At 58.3% G+C, this 20,819-nt stretch carries 12 protein-coding genes and 3 rRNA genes (1 of these 15 only partly in view); 6 read left to right on the forward strand and 9 right to left on the reverse strand.

From position 1 onward, the window contains the following. The 3 genes from AC5SEM_RS26670 to rrf (AC5SEM_RS26680) all read left to right on the forward strand — a co-directional run. Positions 1-2,323: ribosomal RNA gene (locus AC5SEM_RS26670) — 23S ribosomal RNA — on the forward strand (it extends 571 nt beyond the left edge of the window). 151 nt (positions 2,324-2,474) lie between these two features. Next, positions 2,475-2,590: ribosomal RNA gene (gene rrf / locus AC5SEM_RS26675) — 5S ribosomal RNA — on the forward strand. Positions 2,591-2,695: 105 nt separating this feature from the next. Continuing rightward, positions 2,696-2,811, forward strand: a 5S ribosomal RNA gene (rrf, locus tag AC5SEM_RS26680). A 72-nt stretch (positions 2,812-2,883) separates the two neighbouring features. On the opposite strand, the gene AC5SEM_RS26685 is transcribed toward rrf (AC5SEM_RS26680), so the two are convergent. The 4 genes from AC5SEM_RS26685 to AC5SEM_RS26700 form a co-directional block, all read right to left on the reverse strand. Further along, a complete protein-coding gene (locus AC5SEM_RS26685) occupies positions 2,884-4,062 on the reverse strand; it encodes a PepSY-associated TM helix domain-containing protein (RefSeq protein WP_495471618.1) in 1,179 nt (392 codons plus the stop codon). A gap of 77 nt (positions 4,063-4,139) precedes the next feature. Then, positions 4,140-6,644, reverse strand: a complete 2,505-nt coding sequence (locus AC5SEM_RS26690) for a TonB-dependent siderophore receptor (RefSeq protein ID WP_495471619.1) — start codon at positions 6,642-6,644, stop codon at positions 4,140-4,142. An 87-nt stretch (positions 6,645-6,731) separates the two neighbouring features. Beyond that, a complete protein-coding gene (locus tag AC5SEM_RS26695; RefSeq protein ID WP_495471620.1) occupies positions 6,732-7,733 on the reverse strand; it encodes a FecR domain-containing protein in 1,002 nt (333 codons plus the stop codon). Next, positions 7,733-8,233, reverse strand: coding sequence for a sigma-70 family RNA polymerase sigma factor (locus tag AC5SEM_RS26700; RefSeq protein ID WP_026000801.1), 501 nt, complete (start codon positions 8,231-8,233; stop codon positions 7,733-7,735). Before AC5SEM_RS26700 ends, AC5SEM_RS26695 begins: the two co-directional genes overlap by 1 nt. Positions 8,234-8,537: 304 nt before the next feature. On the opposite strand from AC5SEM_RS26700, the gene AC5SEM_RS26705 reads away from it, so the two are divergent. Then, entirely contained in the window at positions 8,538-10,418 is a 1,881-nt protein-coding gene (locus tag AC5SEM_RS26705) for a methyl-accepting chemotaxis protein (RefSeq protein WP_077570036.1), read from the forward strand. 143 nt (positions 10,419-10,561) lie between these two features. On the opposite strand, the gene AC5SEM_RS26710 is transcribed toward AC5SEM_RS26705, so the two are convergent. The 5 genes from AC5SEM_RS26710 to AC5SEM_RS26730 form a co-directional block, all read right to left on the reverse strand. Then, complete coding sequence (locus tag AC5SEM_RS26710) at positions 10,562-11,029, reverse strand: SRPBCC family protein (RefSeq protein ID WP_495471621.1); 468 nt, start codon at positions 11,027-11,029, stop codon at positions 10,562-10,564. A 22-nt stretch (positions 11,030-11,051) separates the two neighbouring features. Next, positions 11,052-14,444 carry an amino acid adenylation domain-containing protein gene (locus tag AC5SEM_RS26715; RefSeq protein WP_495471622.1) on the reverse strand — a complete coding sequence of 1,131 codons (3,393 nt, stop codon included), beginning with the start codon at positions 14,442-14,444 and terminating at the stop codon, positions 11,052-11,054. 13 nt (positions 14,445-14,457) lie between these two features. Continuing rightward, positions 14,458-15,387, reverse strand: coding sequence for a diiron oxygenase (locus AC5SEM_RS26720; protein WP_495471623.1), 930 nt, complete (start codon positions 15,385-15,387; stop codon positions 14,458-14,460). Further along, on the reverse strand, positions 15,384-16,157 hold the full coding sequence (locus tag AC5SEM_RS26725; RefSeq protein WP_419789284.1) for a DUF3050 domain-containing protein: 774 nt from the start codon (positions 16,155-16,157) through the stop codon (positions 15,384-15,386). The genes AC5SEM_RS26720 and AC5SEM_RS26725 overlap by 4 nt, the downstream gene beginning before the upstream one ends. Positions 16,158-16,906: 749 nt before the next feature. Beyond that, a complete protein-coding gene (locus AC5SEM_RS26730; protein WP_495471624.1) occupies positions 16,907-17,617 on the reverse strand; it encodes a GntR family transcriptional regulator in 711 nt (236 codons plus the stop codon). A 196-nt stretch (positions 17,618-17,813) separates the two neighbouring features. On the opposite strand from AC5SEM_RS26730, the gene lapG reads away from it, so the two are divergent. Further along, positions 17,814-18,506, forward strand: a complete 693-nt coding sequence (lapG, locus tag AC5SEM_RS26735) for a cysteine protease LapG (protein ID WP_016987655.1) — start codon at positions 17,814-17,816, stop codon at positions 18,504-18,506. A 14-nt stretch (positions 18,507-18,520) separates the two neighbouring features. Next, positions 18,521-20,467, forward strand: a complete 1,947-nt coding sequence (lapD, locus tag AC5SEM_RS26740) for a cyclic di-GMP receptor LapD (RefSeq protein WP_495471625.1) — start codon at positions 18,521-18,523, stop codon at positions 20,465-20,467. Positions 20,468-20,819: the final 352 nt, after the last annotated feature.

A 20,819-nucleotide genomic window follows, 5' to 3' on the forward strand; every position in this document is an offset into this window, starting at 1 on the left:
CAGCGACTTATTTTCAGTGGCGAGCTTAACCGAATAGGGGAGGCGTAGCGAAAGCGAGTCTTAATAGGGCGTCTAGTCGCTGGGAATAGACCCGAAACCGGGCGATCTATCCATGGGCAGGTTGAAGGTTGGGTAACACTAACTGGAGGACCGAACCGACTACCGTTGAAAAGTTAGCGGATGACCTGTGGATCGGAGTGAAAGGCTAATCAAGCTCGGAGATAGCTGGTTCTCCTCGAAAGCTATTTAGGTAGCGCCTCATGTATCACTGTAGGGGGTAGAGCACTGTTTCGGCTAGGGGGTCATCCCGACTTACCAAACCGATGCAAACTCCGAATACCTACAAGTGCCGAGCATGGGAGACACACGGCGGGTGCTAACGTCCGTCGTGAAAAGGGAAACAACCCAGACCGTCAGCTAAGGTCCCAAAGTTATGGTTAAGTGGGAAACGATGTGGGAAGGCTTAGACAGCTAGGAGGTTGGCTTAGAAGCAGCCACCCTTTAAAGAAAGCGTAATAGCTCACTAGTCGAGTCGGCCTGCGCGGAAGATGTAACGGGGCTCAAACCATACACCGAAGCTACGGGTATCATCTTCGGATGATGCGGTAGAGGAGCGTTCTGTAAGCCTGTGAAGGTGAGTTGAGAAGCTTGCTGGAGGTATCAGAAGTGCGAATGCTGACATGAGTAACGACAATGGGTGTGAAAAACACCCACGCCGAAAGACCAAGGTTTCCTGCGCAACGTTAATCGACGCAGGGTTAGTCGGTCCCTAAGGCGAGGCTGAAAAGCGTAGTCGATGGAAAACAGGTTAATATTCCTGTACTTCTGGTTATTGCGATGGAGGGACGGAGAAGGCTAGGCCAGCTTGGCGTTGGTTGTCCAAGTTTAAGGTGGTAGGCTGAGATCTTAGGTAAATCCGGGATCTTAAGGCCGAGAGCTGATGACGAGTGTTCTTTTAGAACACGAAGTGGTTGATGCCATGCTTCCAAGAAAAGCTTCTAAGCTTCAGGTAACCAGGAACCGTACCCCAAACCGACACAGGTGGTTGGGTAGAGAATACCAAGGCGCTTGAGAGAACTCGGGTGAAGGAACTAGGCAAAATGGCACCGTAACTTCGGGAGAAGGTGCGCCGGTGAGGGTGAAGGACTTGCTCCGTAAGCTCATGCCGGTCGAAGATACCAGGCCGCTGCGACTGTTTATTAAAAACACAGCACTCTGCAAACACGAAAGTGGACGTATAGGGTGTGACGCCTGCCCGGTGCCGGAAGGTTAATTGATGGGGTTAGCTAACGCGAAGCTCTTGATCGAAGCCCCGGTAAACGGCGGCCGTAACTATAACGGTCCTAAGGTAGCGAAATTCCTTGTCGGGTAAGTTCCGACCTGCACGAATGGCGTAACGATGGCGGCGCTGTCTCCACCCGAGACTCAGTGAAATTGAAATCGCTGTGAAGATGCAGTGTATCCGCGGCTAGACGGAAAGACCCCGTGAACCTTTACTATAGCTTTGCACTGGACTTTGAATTTGCTTGTGTAGGATAGGTGGGAGGCTTTGAAGCGTGGACGCCAGTTCGCGTGGAGCCATCCTTGAAATACCACCCTGGCAACTTTGAGGTTCTAACTCAGGTCCGTTATCCGGATCGAGGACAGTGTATGGTGGGTAGTTTGACTGGGGCGGTCTCCTCCTAAAGAGTAACGGAGGAGTACGAAGGTGCGCTCAGACCGGTCGGAAATCGGTCGTAGAGTATAAAGGCAAAAGCGCGCTTGACTGCGAGACAGACACGTCGAGCAGGTACGAAAGTAGGTCTTAGTGATCCGGTGGTTCTGTATGGAAGGGCCATCGCTCAACGGATAAAAGGTACTCCGGGGATAACAGGCTGATACCGCCCAAGAGTTCATATCGACGGCGGTGTTTGGCACCTCGATGTCGGCTCATCACATCCTGGGGCTGAAGCCGGTCCCAAGGGTATGGCTGTTCGCCATTTAAAGTGGTACGCGAGCTGGGTTTAGAACGTCGTGAGACAGTTCGGTCCCTATCTGCCGTGGACGTTTGAGATTTGAGAGGGGCTGCTCCTAGTACGAGAGGACCGGAGTGGACGAACCTCTGGTGTTCCGGTTGTCACGCCAGTGGCATTGCCGGGTAGCTATGTTCGGGAAAGATAACCGCTGAAAGCATCTAAGCGGGAAACTTGCCTCAAGATGAGATCTCACTGGAACCTTGAGTTCCCTGAAGGGCCGTCGAAGACTACGACGTTGATAGGTTGGGTGTGTAAGCGCTGTGAGGCGTTGAGCTAACCAATACTAATTGCCCGTGAGGCTTGACCATATAACACCCAAGCAATTTGCGTCGAAGAGACCAGATTGCGGTGTGTGAAGACGAAACGAACCGAAAGTTCGATGTTCACAAACACCGAAAGCTGTCACATACCCAATTTGCTGAAGCGAGGCCATCTGGTCACGACTCAGTACCCGAATTTCTTGACGACCATAGAGCGTTGGAACCACCTGATCCCATCCCGAACTCAGCAGTGAAACGATGCATCGCCGATGGTAGTGTGGGGTTTCCCCATGTGAGAGTAGGTCATCGTCAAGATTAAATTCCGAAACCCCAATTGCGAAAGCAGTTGGGGTTTTGTTTTAGTAGAAACATCCGTTTTTGCTGGCTTGTTACCGTGTTGACGGGCCAGATACAGAATTTCTTGACGACCATAGAGCGTTGGAACCACCTGATCCCATCCCGAACTCAGCAGTGAAACGATGCATCGCCGATGGTAGTGTGGGGTTTCCCCATGTGAGAGTAGGTCATCGTCAAGATTGAATTCCGAAACCCCTGTCTGCTAACGCAGACAGGGGTTTTGTCATTTCAGGGCTTGTAAAAGCCAATTCTCACATCGCTTTACGTGCCTTGCTGGTACGGCGAGCCTGCCATTTGCGCCACCAGATGTAGACGCCAGTACCTGACAACCCTGCAATCAAAACACCTAACACCGCGATCATTACTTGCCCGGTCACACCAATGATCCTTCCTCCGTGTATCGGTAACTGCAACCGGTAAAACTGTTCCCCTAACGTCCCCTGTCCTGCGATCTCCTGCCCTAACAAGCGTCCATCCGTTCCATGAAAGAACAACCAGGATTTGCCATGGGCTTCAGTGTCGTGCTGCCCAAATCCTGCGCCGTAGAAGTTGTACTCAAAGCTGTAATACAACTCCCCGATCGCTGCAGTCAGTCCTAACCTTTTCCCCTCCTGTAGTGCCCTTTCGTACGCTTGCTGGTAACTCAACTGCGTCACCCCAAGATCACCAACAGGCATTCGCCCCCGAGCCTCATAGACGCTCGGCTCGATCGGTGAAAATAGCGACACCGCAGGCTTGAACACCTGGCTCGGTAAGTTCATCGCTACGCTGCTGACGGCGATCGGCAGCAACAACAGCCACAGCCACAATCCCCCCGCACGATGCAGATCGAAGTTCAGCCGGTAGGCATGCCCACCCTTGACCTTCCAGGCCGTCGACCACTTCTTCCAGAATGGCTTTCCTCTCGGCAATGTCAGCCACAGCGCAACGAAGCAATCGATCACCCAGGCAATGGCAACCAGGCCCATCAACAACAATCCCCAATTACCCGGCAACGTCAGGTTGTAGTGGAACTCAAGAATGAACGGGACAAAATTCTCCCGTTGAAAACAGCACTCGCCCCAATACCTCTGGCCCTTTTGCTCAGCATTCACCGGATCCAGATAGAACAACTGATTACGCTCAGCGAATGGCTGGCCGGTTCCCGGATCGTTACGCGGGACCATCGCAAGCAACGCGGTGTGGCCAGTCTCATTCGGGTACTCCATGTACCAGACCTGCAACTTTGGATGGGTACTCTGCACGGCATCAACCAATTCACCGGGCGGCAGTCGCTCACCCACTGCAGACGCGGCATAAAACTGCGGATTCAACCATTCATCCAGCTCATGATTGAACGCCAGGATGCTTCCCGTGACCCCGGCAAGCAGCAAAAAAACTGCGGTGGCCAAGCCGATATAACGATGCAACAAAACCAAAAACGCACGCATTGGAATTTCTCCACAGAAACGACAAAGCCAGCCCCTGAAACATCAGGGGCTGGCTTTTTTATGCACCGGACAAAGGCTTAGAACTGGTAGCTGACCGTCGCCGCGACGTTGCGCTCTTCACCCATGTAGCAGAAGTTCAAGCTCGCACAGGACGCCACGTAGGACTCATTGGTCAGGTTGTTCGCGTTCAGACGCACATCGACGCCCTTCAAGCCGACCTTGCTCAAGTCATAACCAATCGAGGCATCAAATAATGTGTAGGAAGGTACCTTCAGGGTGTTTTCCGCATCAGCCCAGCTGTAACCGACATATCGCACACCGCCACCCAGGCGCAGGCCATCGAGCGCGGCGCTGTCGAATTTGTAGTCAGCCCACAACGACGCCATATGACGCGGGGCCTGCGTCGGTGAGTTGCCTTTGTTCTCGATCACTTCGGTCGGTGTGCTCAAGGTGCTGACCATCGACTTCGAGTATTCGATATCGGTGAAAGTGTAGCTGCCGAGCACTTTGAGGTTGTCTGTCAGCTGCATGTGCGCTTCCAGTTCCAGGCCTTGCGAGCGCACAGCGCCGACCGCGCGGTAGAAGTTTTCCTGCGGCAGTTTGGTTGCCAGGTTTTCCTGATCGATGCGGAACAGCGACGCGGTGAACAGGTTGTCAGTACCCGGTGGCTGATACTTCAAGCCGACTTCCCATTGTGTTCCGTCGGTAGGAGCCAGCGGGTTGCCGGCGCTGTCGGCGTAGGAGTTAGGGTTAAACGATTCGGAGTAGCTGATGTAGGGCGCCAAACCATTATCGAACAGGTACAGCGCGCCGGCACGGCCGGTGAGTTTGGTGCGGCGATCATTGATCTCTGTGCCAACCGGACGTCCGGCCTCAGCGATACGGTTTTCGTCCGACGTCTCGACCCAGTCCTGACGCAAACCCAGCGAGAAACGCCATTTGTCCATCTCGATCAAGTCTTGCAGGTAGACCCCGGTCTGTTCCAGGCGCCGCAGGTAACTGGTCTCGCCATACATGTCGATCGCCGAATTGCCGTACACCGGATTGAACGCATTGATCGGTGCAAGACCGCCACTGGTCCAGTCGACCACGGTTTTACGCCGCTGATAATCCGCGCCCATCAGCACCGTGTGTTTGGTCGCGCCGGTGAAAAATTCCGCCTGGAGCATGTTGTCGACGATAAACGCATGCAGACGCTCATCCCCGCCGGTGTAATAGCGGTTAAGTTCGTTGCTGCTCGGCGAGGTCCAGCCATAGGCGTAGACCTGATCCAGGTTCACTTTGGAATCGAGATAACGAAAGTTCTGTCGCGCGGTGAAGACATCGTTGAAGCGATGTTCGAATTGATAACCGAACGATTGCTGATCACGCGAGTAACCATCGACGCCCGGCTCACCTTCGAAGAAGTGTGGCGAGATACGGTTGCCGTTGCGCTGATGAATGGTGCCGTCGGCCGGTACACCGCCGTGGTAACCGCCATCTGGATCGTGTTGCAGATAAGCCTGCAGCGTCAGCGAGGTGTCTTCACTGAAATCGATACTCAGCGTGGGTGCGAGAGCGAAGCGTTTTTCCTTGTTGTGGTCGAATTGCGTGTCGGACTGATCCGTTAACCCGGTCAGACGATAGGCAATACGCTTGTCGTCATCGACCGGGCCGCTGAAATCAAAACCGACTCCGCGCTGACCCTGCGTTCCAACCGTGGCTTGCACTTGATGGTAAGCCTCGTACAGCGGTTTCTTGCTGGTCAGCGCCACCAGGCCGCCTGGTGAACTGCGACCGTACAGCACCGACGAGGGTCCCTTGAGAATGTCCACGCGCTCCAGGAAATATGGGTCGACTTGCATGGTGCTGTAAGTACCGCTGTCGCCCATCGACTTGAGGCCGTCGAGGTAGATGTTGTCCACCGAGCCGTCGTTGAAGCCGCGCATTGCCACGTAGTCATAGCGATGAGTCGCGCCGTACGGATTGGTCAGTACGCCCGGGGTGTAGCGCATCGCTTGCGAGACAGTCTGCGAACCCTGATCGTCCATTTGCTCGCGAGTGACCACAGACACGCTTTGCGAAGTTTCCAGCAACGCGGTACTGGTCTTGGTGGCGATCTGGCTGTGAGTGGCGTTGTAGCCATCCATGCTGCCCAAGGCGTTGCCGAGGGCGAAGCCTTTGATGTCGGTGGTCGGCAGGGCCAGTGCTTCGGTCTGAGCCAATGGGCGCAGGATGTAACTGCTGCCGTCCTGACTAACTGCTTCCATACCGGAGCCACCGAGCAAATGGCTCAACGCCTGATCGGTGGAATAATCGCCCTGAACGCCCGGCGATTGCCGTCCTTGAGTTTGCTGCGGGGTCATCGACAACGTGATGCCAGCCTGACGGGCAAACTGATTCAGCGCCTCACCGAGAGGGCCCGCAGCCACATTGTAGCGATGGCTGACTTCACCGCCAGCGGGAGTCGCCGCCATGCTTATAGCGGGGATCACGACAACGCCCAGTGCGGTCGAAAACAGCGCCGCGCGAATAGCGTGGCGCAACAGGCCAGATTCGGAATTGAAATTCAGAGAGTTCTTACAGGTGGCGCGGACAGTCATTGTCGGTTTCCGTAGGCAGTCGCGAAGGCTGAGTTGAAGTGCTTACTGACTAAGCCGGACTGGCTGAGAAAACCCGCCAGAATAATTTCAGGCGATGCGCTCCAGCGTCACCCACCAACGCGTGCGATAGCGCAATTGCACCGGCAACGTCTGCGGCAGAATCGCCAGCAGTTTGTCGGTGTCTTCCAGGCGGAATACACCGGACAGACGCAGCTCCGCCACTTCCGACGCGCAATTCAGAAAGCCCTGACGATAACGGCTGACTTCGCTGAGGAAATCCCCCAGACGCATATTGCGCGTGACGATCAAGCCATCGACCCAGGCGCCAGCGTCCATGTCCAGCGTCGGGGCCGGACGGACCTGGTGATGGTCGATCAGATAACTCTGCCCGGCGAGTGCTTCTACCGAGGTGCCGCCGGAGTGGATGGCAACCTGGCCATGGGTGACGCTGAGCCGCGTGCAGTCATTGTCCTGACGCAGGATGAATCGGGCATCGAGGGGCTCATAAGTCCCGTGACGATTTTGTACCCGCAGCGGCCGATCAGTCGGCGTGCCCTCGTCGGAGCCACCACACGTGACAATGATCTCGCCGCGAGTCAGTTTGATCAGGCGCTGTTGCGCGGTGTAATCCAGATCCACCGCGCTGGCAGTGTTCAACTCGATCCGGGTACCGTCCGGCAACTGGAAGCCGCGCCGCTCGCCCGTCGCCGTAGCGTAATCGGCGCTCCATTGCTGCCAAGCGGCAGTGTCCTTGGCCAGCCATGCAGCGGAGCCCATCAGCAATGCGCCAGACAATAGCTTCAGCGCCTGTCGCCGGCCCAAACCCTGCGCACTGTTTTCAAGGGTGTTGAACGCCACTTGCGCACCGGGCACCGCGCGCAGGTTATTGCTCAACTCGGCTTGCAGCGACTGCACCCGTTGCCAGGCCAGTTCGTGCTCATGGTGTTCGGCGCGCCACTGTTCGCACTGGCGATTCAGGCGCGGATTGCCGTGATTGTTGCGCAGTCGCAACAGCCAGTGAATGGCCTGCTTGACCACCTGTTGCTGCGGCTCGGTGCGGCGGCTCAGAGAAAGATTATCCACAGGCATCAGCTTTCGTACCGCAGCACGTAGCAGTGATACAGCGCATCGGCGACGTAGCGTTCAACTGAGCGCAACGACAGTCCCATCTGCTCGGCGATCTGCTTGTGGGTCAAACCTTCGCACTGCGCCAGCAGAAAGGCCTGACGCACTTTCGGCTTCAGTCCTTCAAGCATCCGCGCAATGCTCTCCAGCAATTCGATCACCAGCGCCCGGGCTTCAGCACTCGGTGTTTCTGCTTCCGGCAAATGGGCGATCGTTTCGAGATAGGCCCGTTCGATTTCTTCGCGGCGCCAATGGTCGATCACCAACCCACGAGCGATGGTCCGCAGGAAGGCGCGCGGCGCCTTGAGTTCGAGGCGTTCGGTGCGTTGCAACAGACGGACGAAAGTGTCCTGGGCCAGATCTGCCGCATCCGCCGCGTTGCCCAGCCGTGCGCGCAGCCAAGCGTTAAGCCAGCCGTGATGACTACTGTAAAGCGCCTGTACTGCAAACTCAGGTGAGGACATGAACGCGAACGTCACAAATGATAATTACTCGCATTGTCATCAAGGGTTACGAAATTTGCAACAGCCACCCGAACATCAGCCCTGAAAAACATCGGGGAGGACGCTCTGGCACGCCGTTCGGCGGGAATCCTTCAGAAATGTCATCCATTTCCCGCTCAGCCCTAAGATTTCTCCGACACGTGCCGACAGACTGGTGAGACATGCGTGCACCAAAGTAGAGCGGCCTGAAGAACGCTGCCTGCGCTGTACATGGAATGTTGCATCCGGAACGCATCCCCACTTTTCGCATAAGAAGTCCCATGAAATGAATCTCAAGTTCAGCCATAAAATCCTGTTGGCCGCCTCGGGCGTCGTGGTCCTGGCGTTCGCGCTGTTCACCCTCTACAACGACTATCTGCAGCGAAACACCATTCGCCAGAACCTCCAGTCCTCTGTGCAGCAGGCCGGTGATCTGACCGCCAGCAGCGTGCAGAACTGGATGAGCGGGCGGATTCTGGTGCTGGAAAACCTCGCGCAGAACGTTGCCCATCAGGGCAAGGACGCGGATTTCCCGGGTCTGGTCGATCAACCAGCCTTCACCTCGAACTTCCAGTTCACCTACGTCGGTCAGGCCAACGGTGTGTTCACCCAGCGCCCTGACGCGAAGATGCCGGACGGCTACGACCCACGTCAGCGTCCTTGGTACAAGCAAGCCGTTGTGGCTGACAAAACCATGCTGACGCCGCCGTACATGGCGGCCGTCGGCGGGCTCGTGGTGACCATCGCCATGCCGGTGAAAAAGAACGGCGAGCTGCTCGGTGTGGTCGGTGGTGACCTGAGCCTGGAAACCCTGGTGAAGATCATCAACTCGGTGGACTTCGGTGGCCTTGGCCATGCGTTTCTGGTCAGCGCCGACGGTCAGGTGATCGTCAGCCCGGACAAAGACCAGGTCATGAAAAACCTGAAAGACATCTACCCGAACACCAGCGTGCGCATCGAGAAGGGCAACCAGAACGTCGTGCTTAACGGCCAGGAACGTATTTTGTCGTTCACTCCGGTCAGCGACCTGCCGAATGCGCAGTGGTACATCGGTCTGTCGATCGATCGCGACAAGGCCTACGCCGCACTGAGCCAATTCCGCACTTCGGCGCTGATCGCGATGTTTGTCGCCGTGGCCGCGATTGCCTTGCTGCTGAGCCTGTTGATCAATGTGTTGATGCGTCCGCTGACCACCATGGGCCGTGCGATGCAGGACATTGCTCAGGGCGAAGGCGACCTGACCCGTCGTCTGGTTGTGGAAAGCAAAGACGAGTTCGGTGAATTGGGCAGCGCGTTCAACCAGTTCGTTGAGCGGATTCACGCGTCGATTTCCGAAGTGTCTTCCGCCACCCGCCACGTGCATGATTTGTCGCAACGCGTAATGGCGTCGTCCAACGCCTCGATCGTCGGCTCTGACGAGCAAAGTGCACGCACCAACAGCGTCGCTGCGGCGATCAACGAGCTGGGCGCCGCCACGCAGGAAATTGCGCGCAACGCCGCGGATGCTTCGCAACACGCCAGCGGCGCGAGCGAGCAGGCCGATGACGGGCGTCAGGTGGTCGAGCAAACGATCCTGGCGATGACCGAGCTGTCGCAGAAGATCAGCCTGTCGTGCACGCAGATCGAAACCCTGAACGCCAGCACCGACAACATCGGCCACATCCTCGATGTGATCAAAGGCATTTCGCAGCAGACCAACCTGTTGGCGCTCAACGCCGCGATCGAAGCAGCGCGTGCCGGTGAAGCCGGACGTGGTTTTGCGGTGGTGGCGGATGAGGTGCGTAACCTCGCCCATCGCACCCAGGAATCGGCGGAAGAGATCCACAAGATGATCACCTCGCTGCAGATCGGTTCGCGCGAAGCGGTGACCACCATGAACGCCAGTCAGGCCTCCAGCGAGCAGAGCGTGGAAGTGGCCAACCAGGCCGGTTTGCGTCTGGTCAGCGTGACTCAGCGCATTGGTGAAATCGACGGCATGAACCAGTCGGTGGCCGCGGCGACCGAAGAGCAGACCGCCGTGGTGGAAACCCTCAACGTCGACGTTAACCAGATCAACCTGCTGAACCAGCAGAGCGTGGCCAACCTCAATGAAACGTTGAAGGATTGTGATGCGTTGTCGCAGCAGGCCAATCGCCTGAAGCAATTGGTCGACAGCTTCAAGATCTGACCTCAAGTCAGACCGCGTTATCGTTCATCGCGAGCAGGCTCACTCCTACAAATTAAACCGGGTTCCATCTGAAGGAACCCGATCAACTGTAGGAGTGAGCCTGCTCGCGATAGCGGTCTAGAACTCACCGCCGAACTCAGGCCTTAAACAAACAGCCTCAGCACATTCCCCATCGCATCATCCGCAAACCCCTGCACAAACTCCTTGAACCCCGGCAACGCCTCTTCACCGCCCGAAGCCGGCTCGGCAATGATCGTCCACGTCGCCCGGGATTTACCTGCGCCCAGCGACTCCACATTCATCGCCGCCCACAGATTCGCCACCCCCAGCGTGTTGTAAATCGTCGTCCAGGTCATGCTTCGCGCCTGCTCATCGCGGGAGTTGAGTTGCTCGACCACCACGTTGCCATCCTTGAAGAACTTCTTGCGCAGCGAGGACACGCCCTCGCCGGTCATTTCGATGTGCGACAGCGCCGGAATGAAACGGTCGAAACCGCCGAAGTGGCCGACCACCGCCCAGACTTGCGTCGCGTCCGCTGGCACTTCCACCGAAGACACAACGTGGCAGCCATGCGGGTTTTGGATCAGGGTATCCGGTTGCAAATTGCTCATGGTGTTGCTCCTTTTTGTTGGATCAGATGAAGTTGATTTGTTTCAGGTAGTCGCAGCCGCGACGCAGCAGCGCCGGGGATTTCTGCGGGTAGTGCGCGCCCATCTGCTGCACGCCGGCTTCAGCGTTGGCGTGGCCGATCAGGGAGATGTCGCCGATGTCTTCTTCGAAGCCGTTGAGGTAGAAACCGAGCACGCCGAACAGCGCGTTGTCGGCGTCGACCCGGCCCAGTTGCTGTTGCCAGTCAGCGACGCTGACCAACGCGAACTCGCTGCCGCTTTCGCGGAACGACGCGACATAGGCGTCCCAGCTCAATGGTTCGGGGTTATGCAGGTTGAACACCGCACGTTCCGGCGAATAACGGCTGGCGTGGAAGGCAATGAAACGGGCGAGAAAGTCCACCGGCATCAGGTCGAAATTCAGTGCGAACGCCGGTACCTGGCCGAGCTGGATCGAGCCTTTGAGCATCAGCATCAAACGGTTTTTGTGCGGCTGACAAACGCCGCTCAAGCTGTTGAAACTGATGTTGCCGGGGCGATACAGATTGACGCGTACGCCGCGTTCCCGCGCTCGTTCGAGGATGCGCTCGCCGACCCATTTCGACAGGTTGTAACCGTTGCGAATGTAGATCGGTGGCGTCAGTGCCGCAGGCAGTTCCAGCACCCGTCCCGCGTCATCGACCGTGCTTGAAGCCGACAGCGTCGAGACAAAATTGAAGACCTTTTTGCTCTGCCCTTCACACAAGCGCAGCAGGGCGAAAATCGGTTCGACGTTGTCCGCCGCCAGCGACTCGTAATCAAGCACGTGATTGACGTTGGCGGCGTTGTGCACCAGTGCGCCGAATTCACGATCCAGGCGTTGATAATCGTCGTCGTTCAGGCCCAGTTGCGGGCGCGTAATATCGGCCGCGTAAACCCGCACGCGACTCAGATCCAGATGCTCCAGGCGGTTTTCACTCAGTGACTCGGCAAAGCGTTGCGCCGCCGTTTTCCCGCCGCCATCGCGTACCAGACACGCGACTTCGCTGGCGCCCCAACCGAGCAGTGCCTCGACGATGTGCACGCCGACAAAACTGTTGGCGCCAGTGACGATGACCTTATGCACATCGCCCATGCGGCTGATCGGCAGTGGCTCGATATCAAGCGCGCGCTCGGCGTCGGCCATGGCCTGGGCGCTGAGCACGGCGCTGTCATCGGTGCCACGCACCAGCGTTGCCAGTTTGATGATGGTCGGCAGTTCGATGAAGCGGTTGATCGAGATGCTGCGGCCGAACTCCTCACGCAGCCGCAGCAACATCCGTGACAGCAGAATCGAGTGACCGCCGAGATTGAAGAAGCTTTCGTCGGTGGAAATGTCGCTGGTTGGCAGCTCCAGCAGCTCCGCCCAGATCTCCAGCAACAGCGCTTCGTCGGCATTCGCTGGCAGGCATTTCGGCCCGTTGTCCTGCACGCTCACCGGCAGTTCCAGCAGCGCCTTACGGTCGACCTTGCCGTTGCTGGCGAACGGCATGCTCGACAGCTCGGTCCACGCTACGGGTTGCATGTAGTCGGGCAGAAACTGCCGGGCGTGGGTCTTCAGTGCTTCGCGCGCGGTGTTCGATTGCGGCTGGGCGAGGAAGGCGAGAATGCGCCGCTGACTGTCGATCACTACTGCGATCTGCCGATACAACTGGCTCTCGCGCAGGCAGCGTTCGATTTCTTCCGGCTCGACCCGGAAGCCGCGAATTTTCACCTGATTGTCGCGCCGTCCGCACAGCTCGATGCCGTGCTCGCCCCACTTGGCCATGTCGCCGCTGCGGTAAGCGCGCAGCGTTTGGCCGTCCGGCAGATTCAGGGTCAGATAACGTTCGGCGGTCTGCTGTGGGTTGTTCAGATAACCGAGGCAGACGCCGGGGCCAACGATGAACAATTCGCCGACGGTGTTCTGCGGCACCGGTTGCAAATCGTCGTCGAGAATCAGCACCTGGCTGTTGGCGATCGGCGCACCGAGGCTGCGGTTGCTGTCGCCGGGTATCAGTTGACGCGCAGTGATCAGCACCGTGGCTTCGGTCGGGCCGTAAAGGTTGTGCAGCGTGCCCTGACGCGTCAGCTGCTCGATGACGAACGGCTCGCAGACATCGCCGCCGGTCGTCACCTGTACGCCTTCCAGTTGCTCTAGCGGCAGGATGCTCAACAGCGCTGGCGGCAGGAAGGCGTGGGTCAGTTGCCGGCGCCGGATCAACGCGACCAGTTGCAGCGGATCGCGCCGTTGCGTGTCGTCGGGCACCACCAGTTCGGCGCCTTCGAGCAGGGTCGGGAAGATGTCGATCAGTGATGAGTCGAAGCTCAGTGACGAGAACTGCAAGACCCGACTTTCTGCCTGCAACTGCACGTAATCGGCGCACCACGCCGAGAAGTGTGCAAGGTTGGCCTGACTGAGCAGCACACCCTTCGGATGCCCAGTGGTGCCCGAGGTGTAGAGCGCCATGCACGGCGCATCGAGCTCTGGGCGTCGGCACATCAGCGGTTGGCTCAGATCCGCGTCTGCGCTGGTGATGTGACTGACATCCAGCCCCGCCATGGTTTCGCCAAGCGGATGCTCGCCATCATGCAGCAACAACAACGCGCCCGAGTTTTGCAGAATGTGTTGCTGGCGCTGCAACGGATGACTCGGTTCCAGCGGCAGATACACCGCACCGCTGCCGAGGATCGCCAGAATCGAGGCGAACAGCGCCGGGCTTTTCGGCAGGCAGATGCCGACCACCCACGGTTGCGGATGTTGCTCGAGCAAGGGCTGCAAACGCTGTTGGATCGCGCGACTGTGGGCGTGCAGTTGGCGGTAGCTGATCGACTGTTCGGCGAGGTGCAGCGCCGGTCGTTCGGCATGACGGATCAGGCTTTGTTGCAGACGCTCGATCACTGGGAGCTGCGCCTGCTTCAGCAGCGCCGGATTGGCCGTGTCATTGAGGCGATGGACGTACGCCAGGCTGTCGAGAAACAGCAGGTTTTCCATCCGCTCGAAATCCGGTGCAGTCACCGGCGCGACCTGCTGAAGATAGTCAGCATCGCGGGAGATGCGGCTGACCAGCAGCGCCACTTCGTCCACCACCTGCGTCAGCACTCGCTGGCGCAGCGCCTGACCGTTGCCGGACGGCTCATCGCCGATCGGCACACGACTGATCAGTGACGAGCCGAGGAAGCACAGCAGGTCGAGTGTCGGCAAACCCGCCGCGCTCAGCGCGCCAACCCCCAAACGCAGATGCAGGTGTGGGATCGCGCAGAAATCGCCGGCGCCGATGAAGCCATCGTCGATGATCAAATCCACCGTCGATGCCGCCACGCCGCTGCGCCGCAAGGAGTGCCCGTGTTGTTCCAGTTCCTGCGCCAGGTCGGTCATGGCCTGGCTGGCGCCAATCAGCAAAATGTCGAGACGTTTCATGTCGGCCTCCTCATCAAACCAGGTAATCGCGCAAGGCGTGCTGCACGCACGGCGTGTCGAGCAGCGAGCTGTTGTGGAAGAACTTGACGATGTTGCCCACCAGCGGATGGTGGCGATTGATCGGGAACGCGAGCCCGGCCATCTCGTCCCTGAGCGAGCGCCGTGTGGCCTCGCTGACCGGCAGCGCGTCGATCAGGCGCAGGTCGAAGGATTTCTGGATGTCGTTGGTCAGGTAATGGCCGATGAACACCGGCAGAATCTGCGCGATGGTTTCGCGATCCGCCGCGCTGGCGGTGTGCCAATAGATGCGCACCATCCGCGCCCAGAAACTCGAATGGCGACCCTCATCGAGCAAGTGATCGGCCATCAGGCCTTTGATCGACGGCTTGACCGAGTCGTCGCGGGCGAACGCGGCGACATCGCCGGTCACGGTGTTTTCGGCGATGGCCACGCAAATCAATTCCATCGCGCTGCGCAGGTGTTCCGGTGCCAGCGCGACGGCGGCGGGAATAGCCCGGCTCAGTTCGATCTGATCGGGCAACTGAATCGGTTCGATGCCGGTCATCGCCACCGTTTGTTGCATGAAATCCATCGCCACCAAGGCGTGGTAATCCTCATCGACCACCACGGTCATCGCGTCGTAACGACAGGCAAACGGGAAGGCCACGGCGAAGCGATTCTTGGCGATGCTGCGCGCGGTCTTGTCGACGATCTCGGTCTCGAAAATCACTACGTCGTTGATGAATTTGTACAACGTCTGCACCAAGGCGAAATCGCGCTGCTGCGGACAGTCGCGCAGAAAGGTTTCGCTGAGCACCAGCGGCTGACGACTGAGCGGGTAGATCAGGCGTTCATCGTCTTCCAGCACGCGGCGCGGGCGAGTGCGGATGGTGGCGCGGTTCTCCCAGGCGTCGGCAAAGGATTGATAGTCGGCAGCGTTCATTGGGTCACCTCCGCCAACGGTTCGCGCATGCTCAGGCGCAGGCCGTCCCACAAGGCGATGCGGCTTTCCACGGCAGCGATGGCGCTGGCGTAGACCTCGGCTTCACGTTGCGGGTCGCCGTCGACCAGGCGTTCGAGCAGGTGTTCTGCCGCCGGGCCATGGTCTTCGGAGTCGACCTCGATATGCCGCTCCAGGTAATAGCGAAAGGTCGGCGCCTGTTCGATGCCGATGCCCCAGTCGTCAAGAATGCGCTGGAACATGGTCGGGATCACGCTCTCACGGCCATGCAGAAACGCCGCCGCCACGCTGTGCCCCGGGGCATGCAGGGCGGTGCGCAAGGTGTCGCGGACAAACTGCGCGGCGGCCGGATCAACCTCGACGCTTTGCAGCGCGACGTCATAGCTCACACCTTCCTGTTGCAGGGCGACAAAGCGCTCCACGGCCGTGGTACTCGCGCCGATTTCGCGCATCGCATCCAGGTACAACTCGAAATGGCTGTAATGACCTTCGTTCAGGCGATCATCCGATTCTTCACCCAGAACGATCTCGTTGATCAACCGGGCGGCGTGAGGGTCACGCGGCGGTAGCCAGGGCAAACGCGTGCAGGTCAGTTCCTGCTGCAGGCGTTTGGTCAGCGACATGAAATCCCAAACGGCAAATACGTGGGTTTCCATGAAACGCCGCAAGACCGATAACGAAGTGATCTCGGAAAAGATCGGGTGAATACTAAGTTCGGCTTTCTTCAGGGCGAGTTGGTTCTTATTGGGCATCATGATGTCCTTTATCGTTGATGTTAAATTGAGCTGTTCTGGCAGCTGCGCAATCATTGAAACGACGACTTAATTATTTTCTGTCGGCGGACGACAGGCTTCCTTCCTGATAGGTAAGTGCGGATCGATATACCTGTGACATGGCGTCATGTCTGCCCATAAGGCGCTGCCTGCTTGCTGCTGGCGTTGGGCGGGTGCCGAAGCGAAGAACAAAGTTCAAACTTGGCGAGGAAAAGCTAATACACCGACAAAGTATTTAACAAGTACATTCTTAATTATTTTAAGTTTGCTGTTTTTTGAAGTTGAGTAGATCCGATAAAACTTTTGGCTGAAGTTTTATTTGGGCGTAGTTGCTCCTTTCGGCGAATAACGGCCAAAATTGATCGATAAGAGTGAATGCCTCACTCGAAGCAACTTTCCAGTAATAAGAGTTGAATGATTTAAAAGGGCGGAAGTTGGCCGTGACCCCGCGCCATGACTTCCTTTTTCCCGTGGCAAGGCTCCTTCCGTAGGTTCCTGGTGCGGGGACTGCGCCGTCAGGGCGGCGCGTCGCCCGTTCTTTATGGGGTTGGCCGTTCAAGAGTGCGGGTAAATGAGCGCCACGGCTATTACCGATTCATCAACCGCGAGGTGCAAATTTCGGACTGAACGGCGCAGGGGGGTTAGAGCGGGCAGGCGGATCCGCCCACCCGAGGGTTGGCAGATCGCTGGGGGATTTGTAAGCGGGTGATTCGCGGGTAAGTACGCGCTCAGTGCGCGGCTTTGCGGCTTTGCGCGGCGGGGGTGGCGAGATAGCGGGTAATCACCTCGACGCCCCGATTAAGGTGCTGCTCGAGGAGTTTGATCGACAGTTCAATGTCGCACTCCTGCACGGCTTGCAGCATCGCCCGGTGATCGTCCTGGGACAATTTGCCCAGGCCCATGGCCTCAAGATTGAAGCGCAGAAAACGCTCTTCTTCGTTGAGCCCGTCTTCGACCAGGCGCAGCAAGCGTTGGTTGGGCGCCTTGCTGTACAGGGCCATGTGGAACAAACGGTTGAGCCGGCCGATTTCTGTGTAATCGTGTTGCGCCTCCAGCTCTTCGATGTAACCGGCCGCGCGCGTGTGATCGGCAGCGGTCAGCAACGGAATCGACTGGCGCATGGCTTCGGATTCGAGGAGGATGCGCAGCTCGTAGGTTTCGGTGGCATCGCCCTGAATCAATGGCGCGACCACTGCACCTTTATGCGTAGTAACGCTCAGCAGTTCCTGGGCTTCGAGCTGGCGCAAGGCTTCGCGTACCGGCATGCGGCTGACGCCGAACAAATCGGCCAGATCCTGCTGGCGCAGCGCCGTGCCGCAGGGCAGACGACCATCGAGGATTGCCGAACGCAGGGTTTCTTCGATCACCGACCGGGCCAGATGCGCAGGAATCGGTCCATCGACTTTAATGCTGTGCAGCGGTTTGGGCTTCTGTGTCACGACTACGCACCCTGTATGTCGGCCTGATTTGGATCCAAATGACACTAGTGATTGCTCTACAGGTTGTCAAACCTTGTAAAACATCGGGCGCCAACTGAAGTTTAGCGCGTCGTCGATGATCTCATGGTGCCATTGTTTTTTGCCGGGCTAAGCTTCACCATCAAACGCTTTCTATCCTGCCTCCTGGAAACCTGCTGTGGCGGTACGTTTCGCGATCCCCCGGACGTTGCGCTGGCTAGGCTGCGCACTGTTGCTGGCCGGCATGATGCTGGGCGGTCTGCATGCCGATTGGGATTTTTCCACGATAAGCCGCAAAGCCACGGCGCTCTACGGACCGTTGGGTGCCGGGCAGCAGCGCATTGATGCCTGGCAAAATCTGTTGGCCACGCAGAAACAGGTCAGCGAGATGGAAAAGCTCAAAGTGGTGAACCTGTTTTTCAATAAACAGGTGCGCTACGTCGAGGACATCGATCTGTGGCACGAGGTCGACTATTGGGAAACGCCGATCGAAGCCTTATGGAAAGGCGCCGGCGACTGCGAAGACTATGCGATCGCCAAGTATTTCAGCCTGCGCCACCTCGGGGTTTCCAGTGACAAGCTACGCATCACCTATGTCAAAGCGTTGCGCCAGAACCGCGCGCACATGGTCCTGACTTACTATGCCACCCCCGATGCCATGCCGCTGGTGCTCGACAGCCTGATCGATCCGATCCAGCCGGCGTCGCAGCGAACCGATTTGCTGCCGGTCTACTCTTTCAATGCTGAAGGTCTGTATTTGCCGGGGGCCAAAGGCAACAAGAAGGTCGGTGACACCAAACGCCTGTCGCGCTGGCAGGATGTCTTGAAGAAAATGCAGGCCGAAGGTTTCCCGGTCGAGACGACTAACTAGGAGCACGCGCTCAGATGTCTTTGTTCAAACAGCTGTTGATCGCTATCTGTCTGTTCCTGGTGGTCGCCTTCACCGGCAGCTTCATGGTCAGTCTGGAAAGCTCGCGCACCCAGTACGTCAACCAGTTGCGCTCCCACGCGCAGGACGCCGCGACGGCGCTGGCCTTGTCGCTGACGCCGAATATCGACGACCCGGCGATGGTCGAGCTGCTGGTCAGCTCGATTTTCGACAGCGGTTATTACGCGAGCATTCGTGTGGTCGATCTGAAGACTGATCAGACGATTGTCGAGCGCAGCGGCATTCCGGCCGTCAGCAATGTGCCGGACTGGTTCGTCAAACTGATCGGTCTGGAACCGGCTGGTGGCGATGCACTGGTCAGTCGTGGCTGGGAACAGGCCGCGCGGGTCGAGGTGGTCAGCCATCCGATGTTCGCCGTGGCCAAACTGTGGCAGAGCGCGTTGGGCAGCCTCGGCTGGCTGCTGATCTGCGGCGCAGTGAGTGCGGTGCTCGGGGCACTGCTGCTGCGTCGGCAGTTGAAGCCACTGGATTACATGGTCAAGCAATCGCACGCCATCGCCCGCCGCGAATTCCTCAGCCTGCCGGATCTGCCGCGCACGCCTGAGTTGCGTCGCGTGGTGCAGGCGATGAACCAGATGGTCGAGAAGCTCAAGGCACTGTTTCAGGAGCAGGCCGAGCGCAGTGAAAAACTGCGCGCCGAGTCCTATCAGGACAACCTCACCGGGCTGGCCAACCGCCGTTATTTCGAGATGCAGTTGAATAATCGGGTGAGCAACCCGGAGCAGGCCAGCTCCGGTTATCTGCTGCTGTTGCGGGTCAAGGATCTGGCCGGGCTCAACCAGCGTCTCGGTGGCCAGCGCACCGATGAACTGCTGAAAGCAGTTGGCGAACAATTGTCCCGCGAATGCGCGAAGTACCCGGAAACCCAGAACCTTGTCACCCGTATTCGTGGCGGTGAATTCGCCGTGCTGGCGCCGGGGCTGGTTCGTGAAGAAGCGCTGCAACTGGCGCAGAACCTCGACAATGCCTTGAGCAGTCTGCACGCTACCGGCGCGACCGACGTCGCGGCCGTGGCGTCGATCGGCCTGGCGCCATTCACCCACGGTGATTCGCCGCAACAAGTGCTGACGCTTGGCGATCAGGCGCTGGCGCAAGCCGAAGGGCAGGGCGAGCAGAACTGGGCCTGCATCGATCAGAGCCTGACGGCGGATGTCGGCGACGATCACCACGCTTGGCACCGTTTGCTCGATCAGGCCTTGAGTCAGCAGCGTTTCGAGCTGTATTTCCAACCGGTGGTCGCCGCCGCAGACACGCAACTGGTGCTGCATTACAAAGTGCTCTCGCGCTTGCTCGATGATCAGGGCCAGACCATCCCGGCCGGGCGCTTCCTGCCATGGCTGGAGCGCTTCGGCTGGACCGCGCGGCTTGATCGGCTGATGCTCGAACGCGTGCTGGAACAGATGAAAGCGCATGAGGATTCGCTGGCGCTGAACCTGTCCTCGGCGACCCTGGCTGATCCGCAGGCGCTGAACAAAGTCTTCGAGATTCTGCGTGCGCACTCCAACCTGGGTTCACGCCTGACCCTTGAGATCGGTGAGGAACAGCTGCCGGAGCAAGCGGTGTTGGAGCAGTTGACCCGGCGTCTGCGTGAACTTGGTTTCTCGCTGAGCCTGCAGCGCTTTGGTGGGCGCTTCAGCATGATCGGCAACCTGGCGCGGTTGGGGCTGGCGTACTTGAAGATCGATGGCAGCTATATTCGTGCGATTGATCAGGAGAGCGACAAGCGTCTGTTCATCGAGGCGATCCAGCGTGCGGCGCACAGCATCGATCTGCCGCTGATTGCCGAGCGCGTCGAGACGGAAGGGGAGTTGGCGGTGATTCGCGAGATGGGCTTGTACGGGGTTCAAGGGCAGTTGTTGGGTGAACCGAAGCCTTGGCGGTGAGTCATTGCAAAAGCAACCCTCACCCTAGCCCTCTCCCAGAGGGAGAGGGGACTGATTGGGGGATATTCGGGAGATACGCCGACGTGAAAGATGTCCGCTGAATCCGTAATCGACTCGACTTCTCAGGTCGATGTATAACGCCAGACACCTCGGTCGGCTGCTCTCCGTCGGGGAGAGGGCTTGTATGGGATTCAGGGGCAGTTGTTGGGTGAACCGAAGCCTTGGCGGTGAGTCATTGCAAAAGCAACCCTCACCCTAGCCCTCTCCCGGAGGGAGAGGGGACTGACCGTGGGATATTGATGTAATACGCCGACGTGAAAGATGTCCGCTGAATCCGTAATCGACCCGGTTT

It is taken from the genome of Pseudomonas sp. CH61, assembly GCF_059429415.1.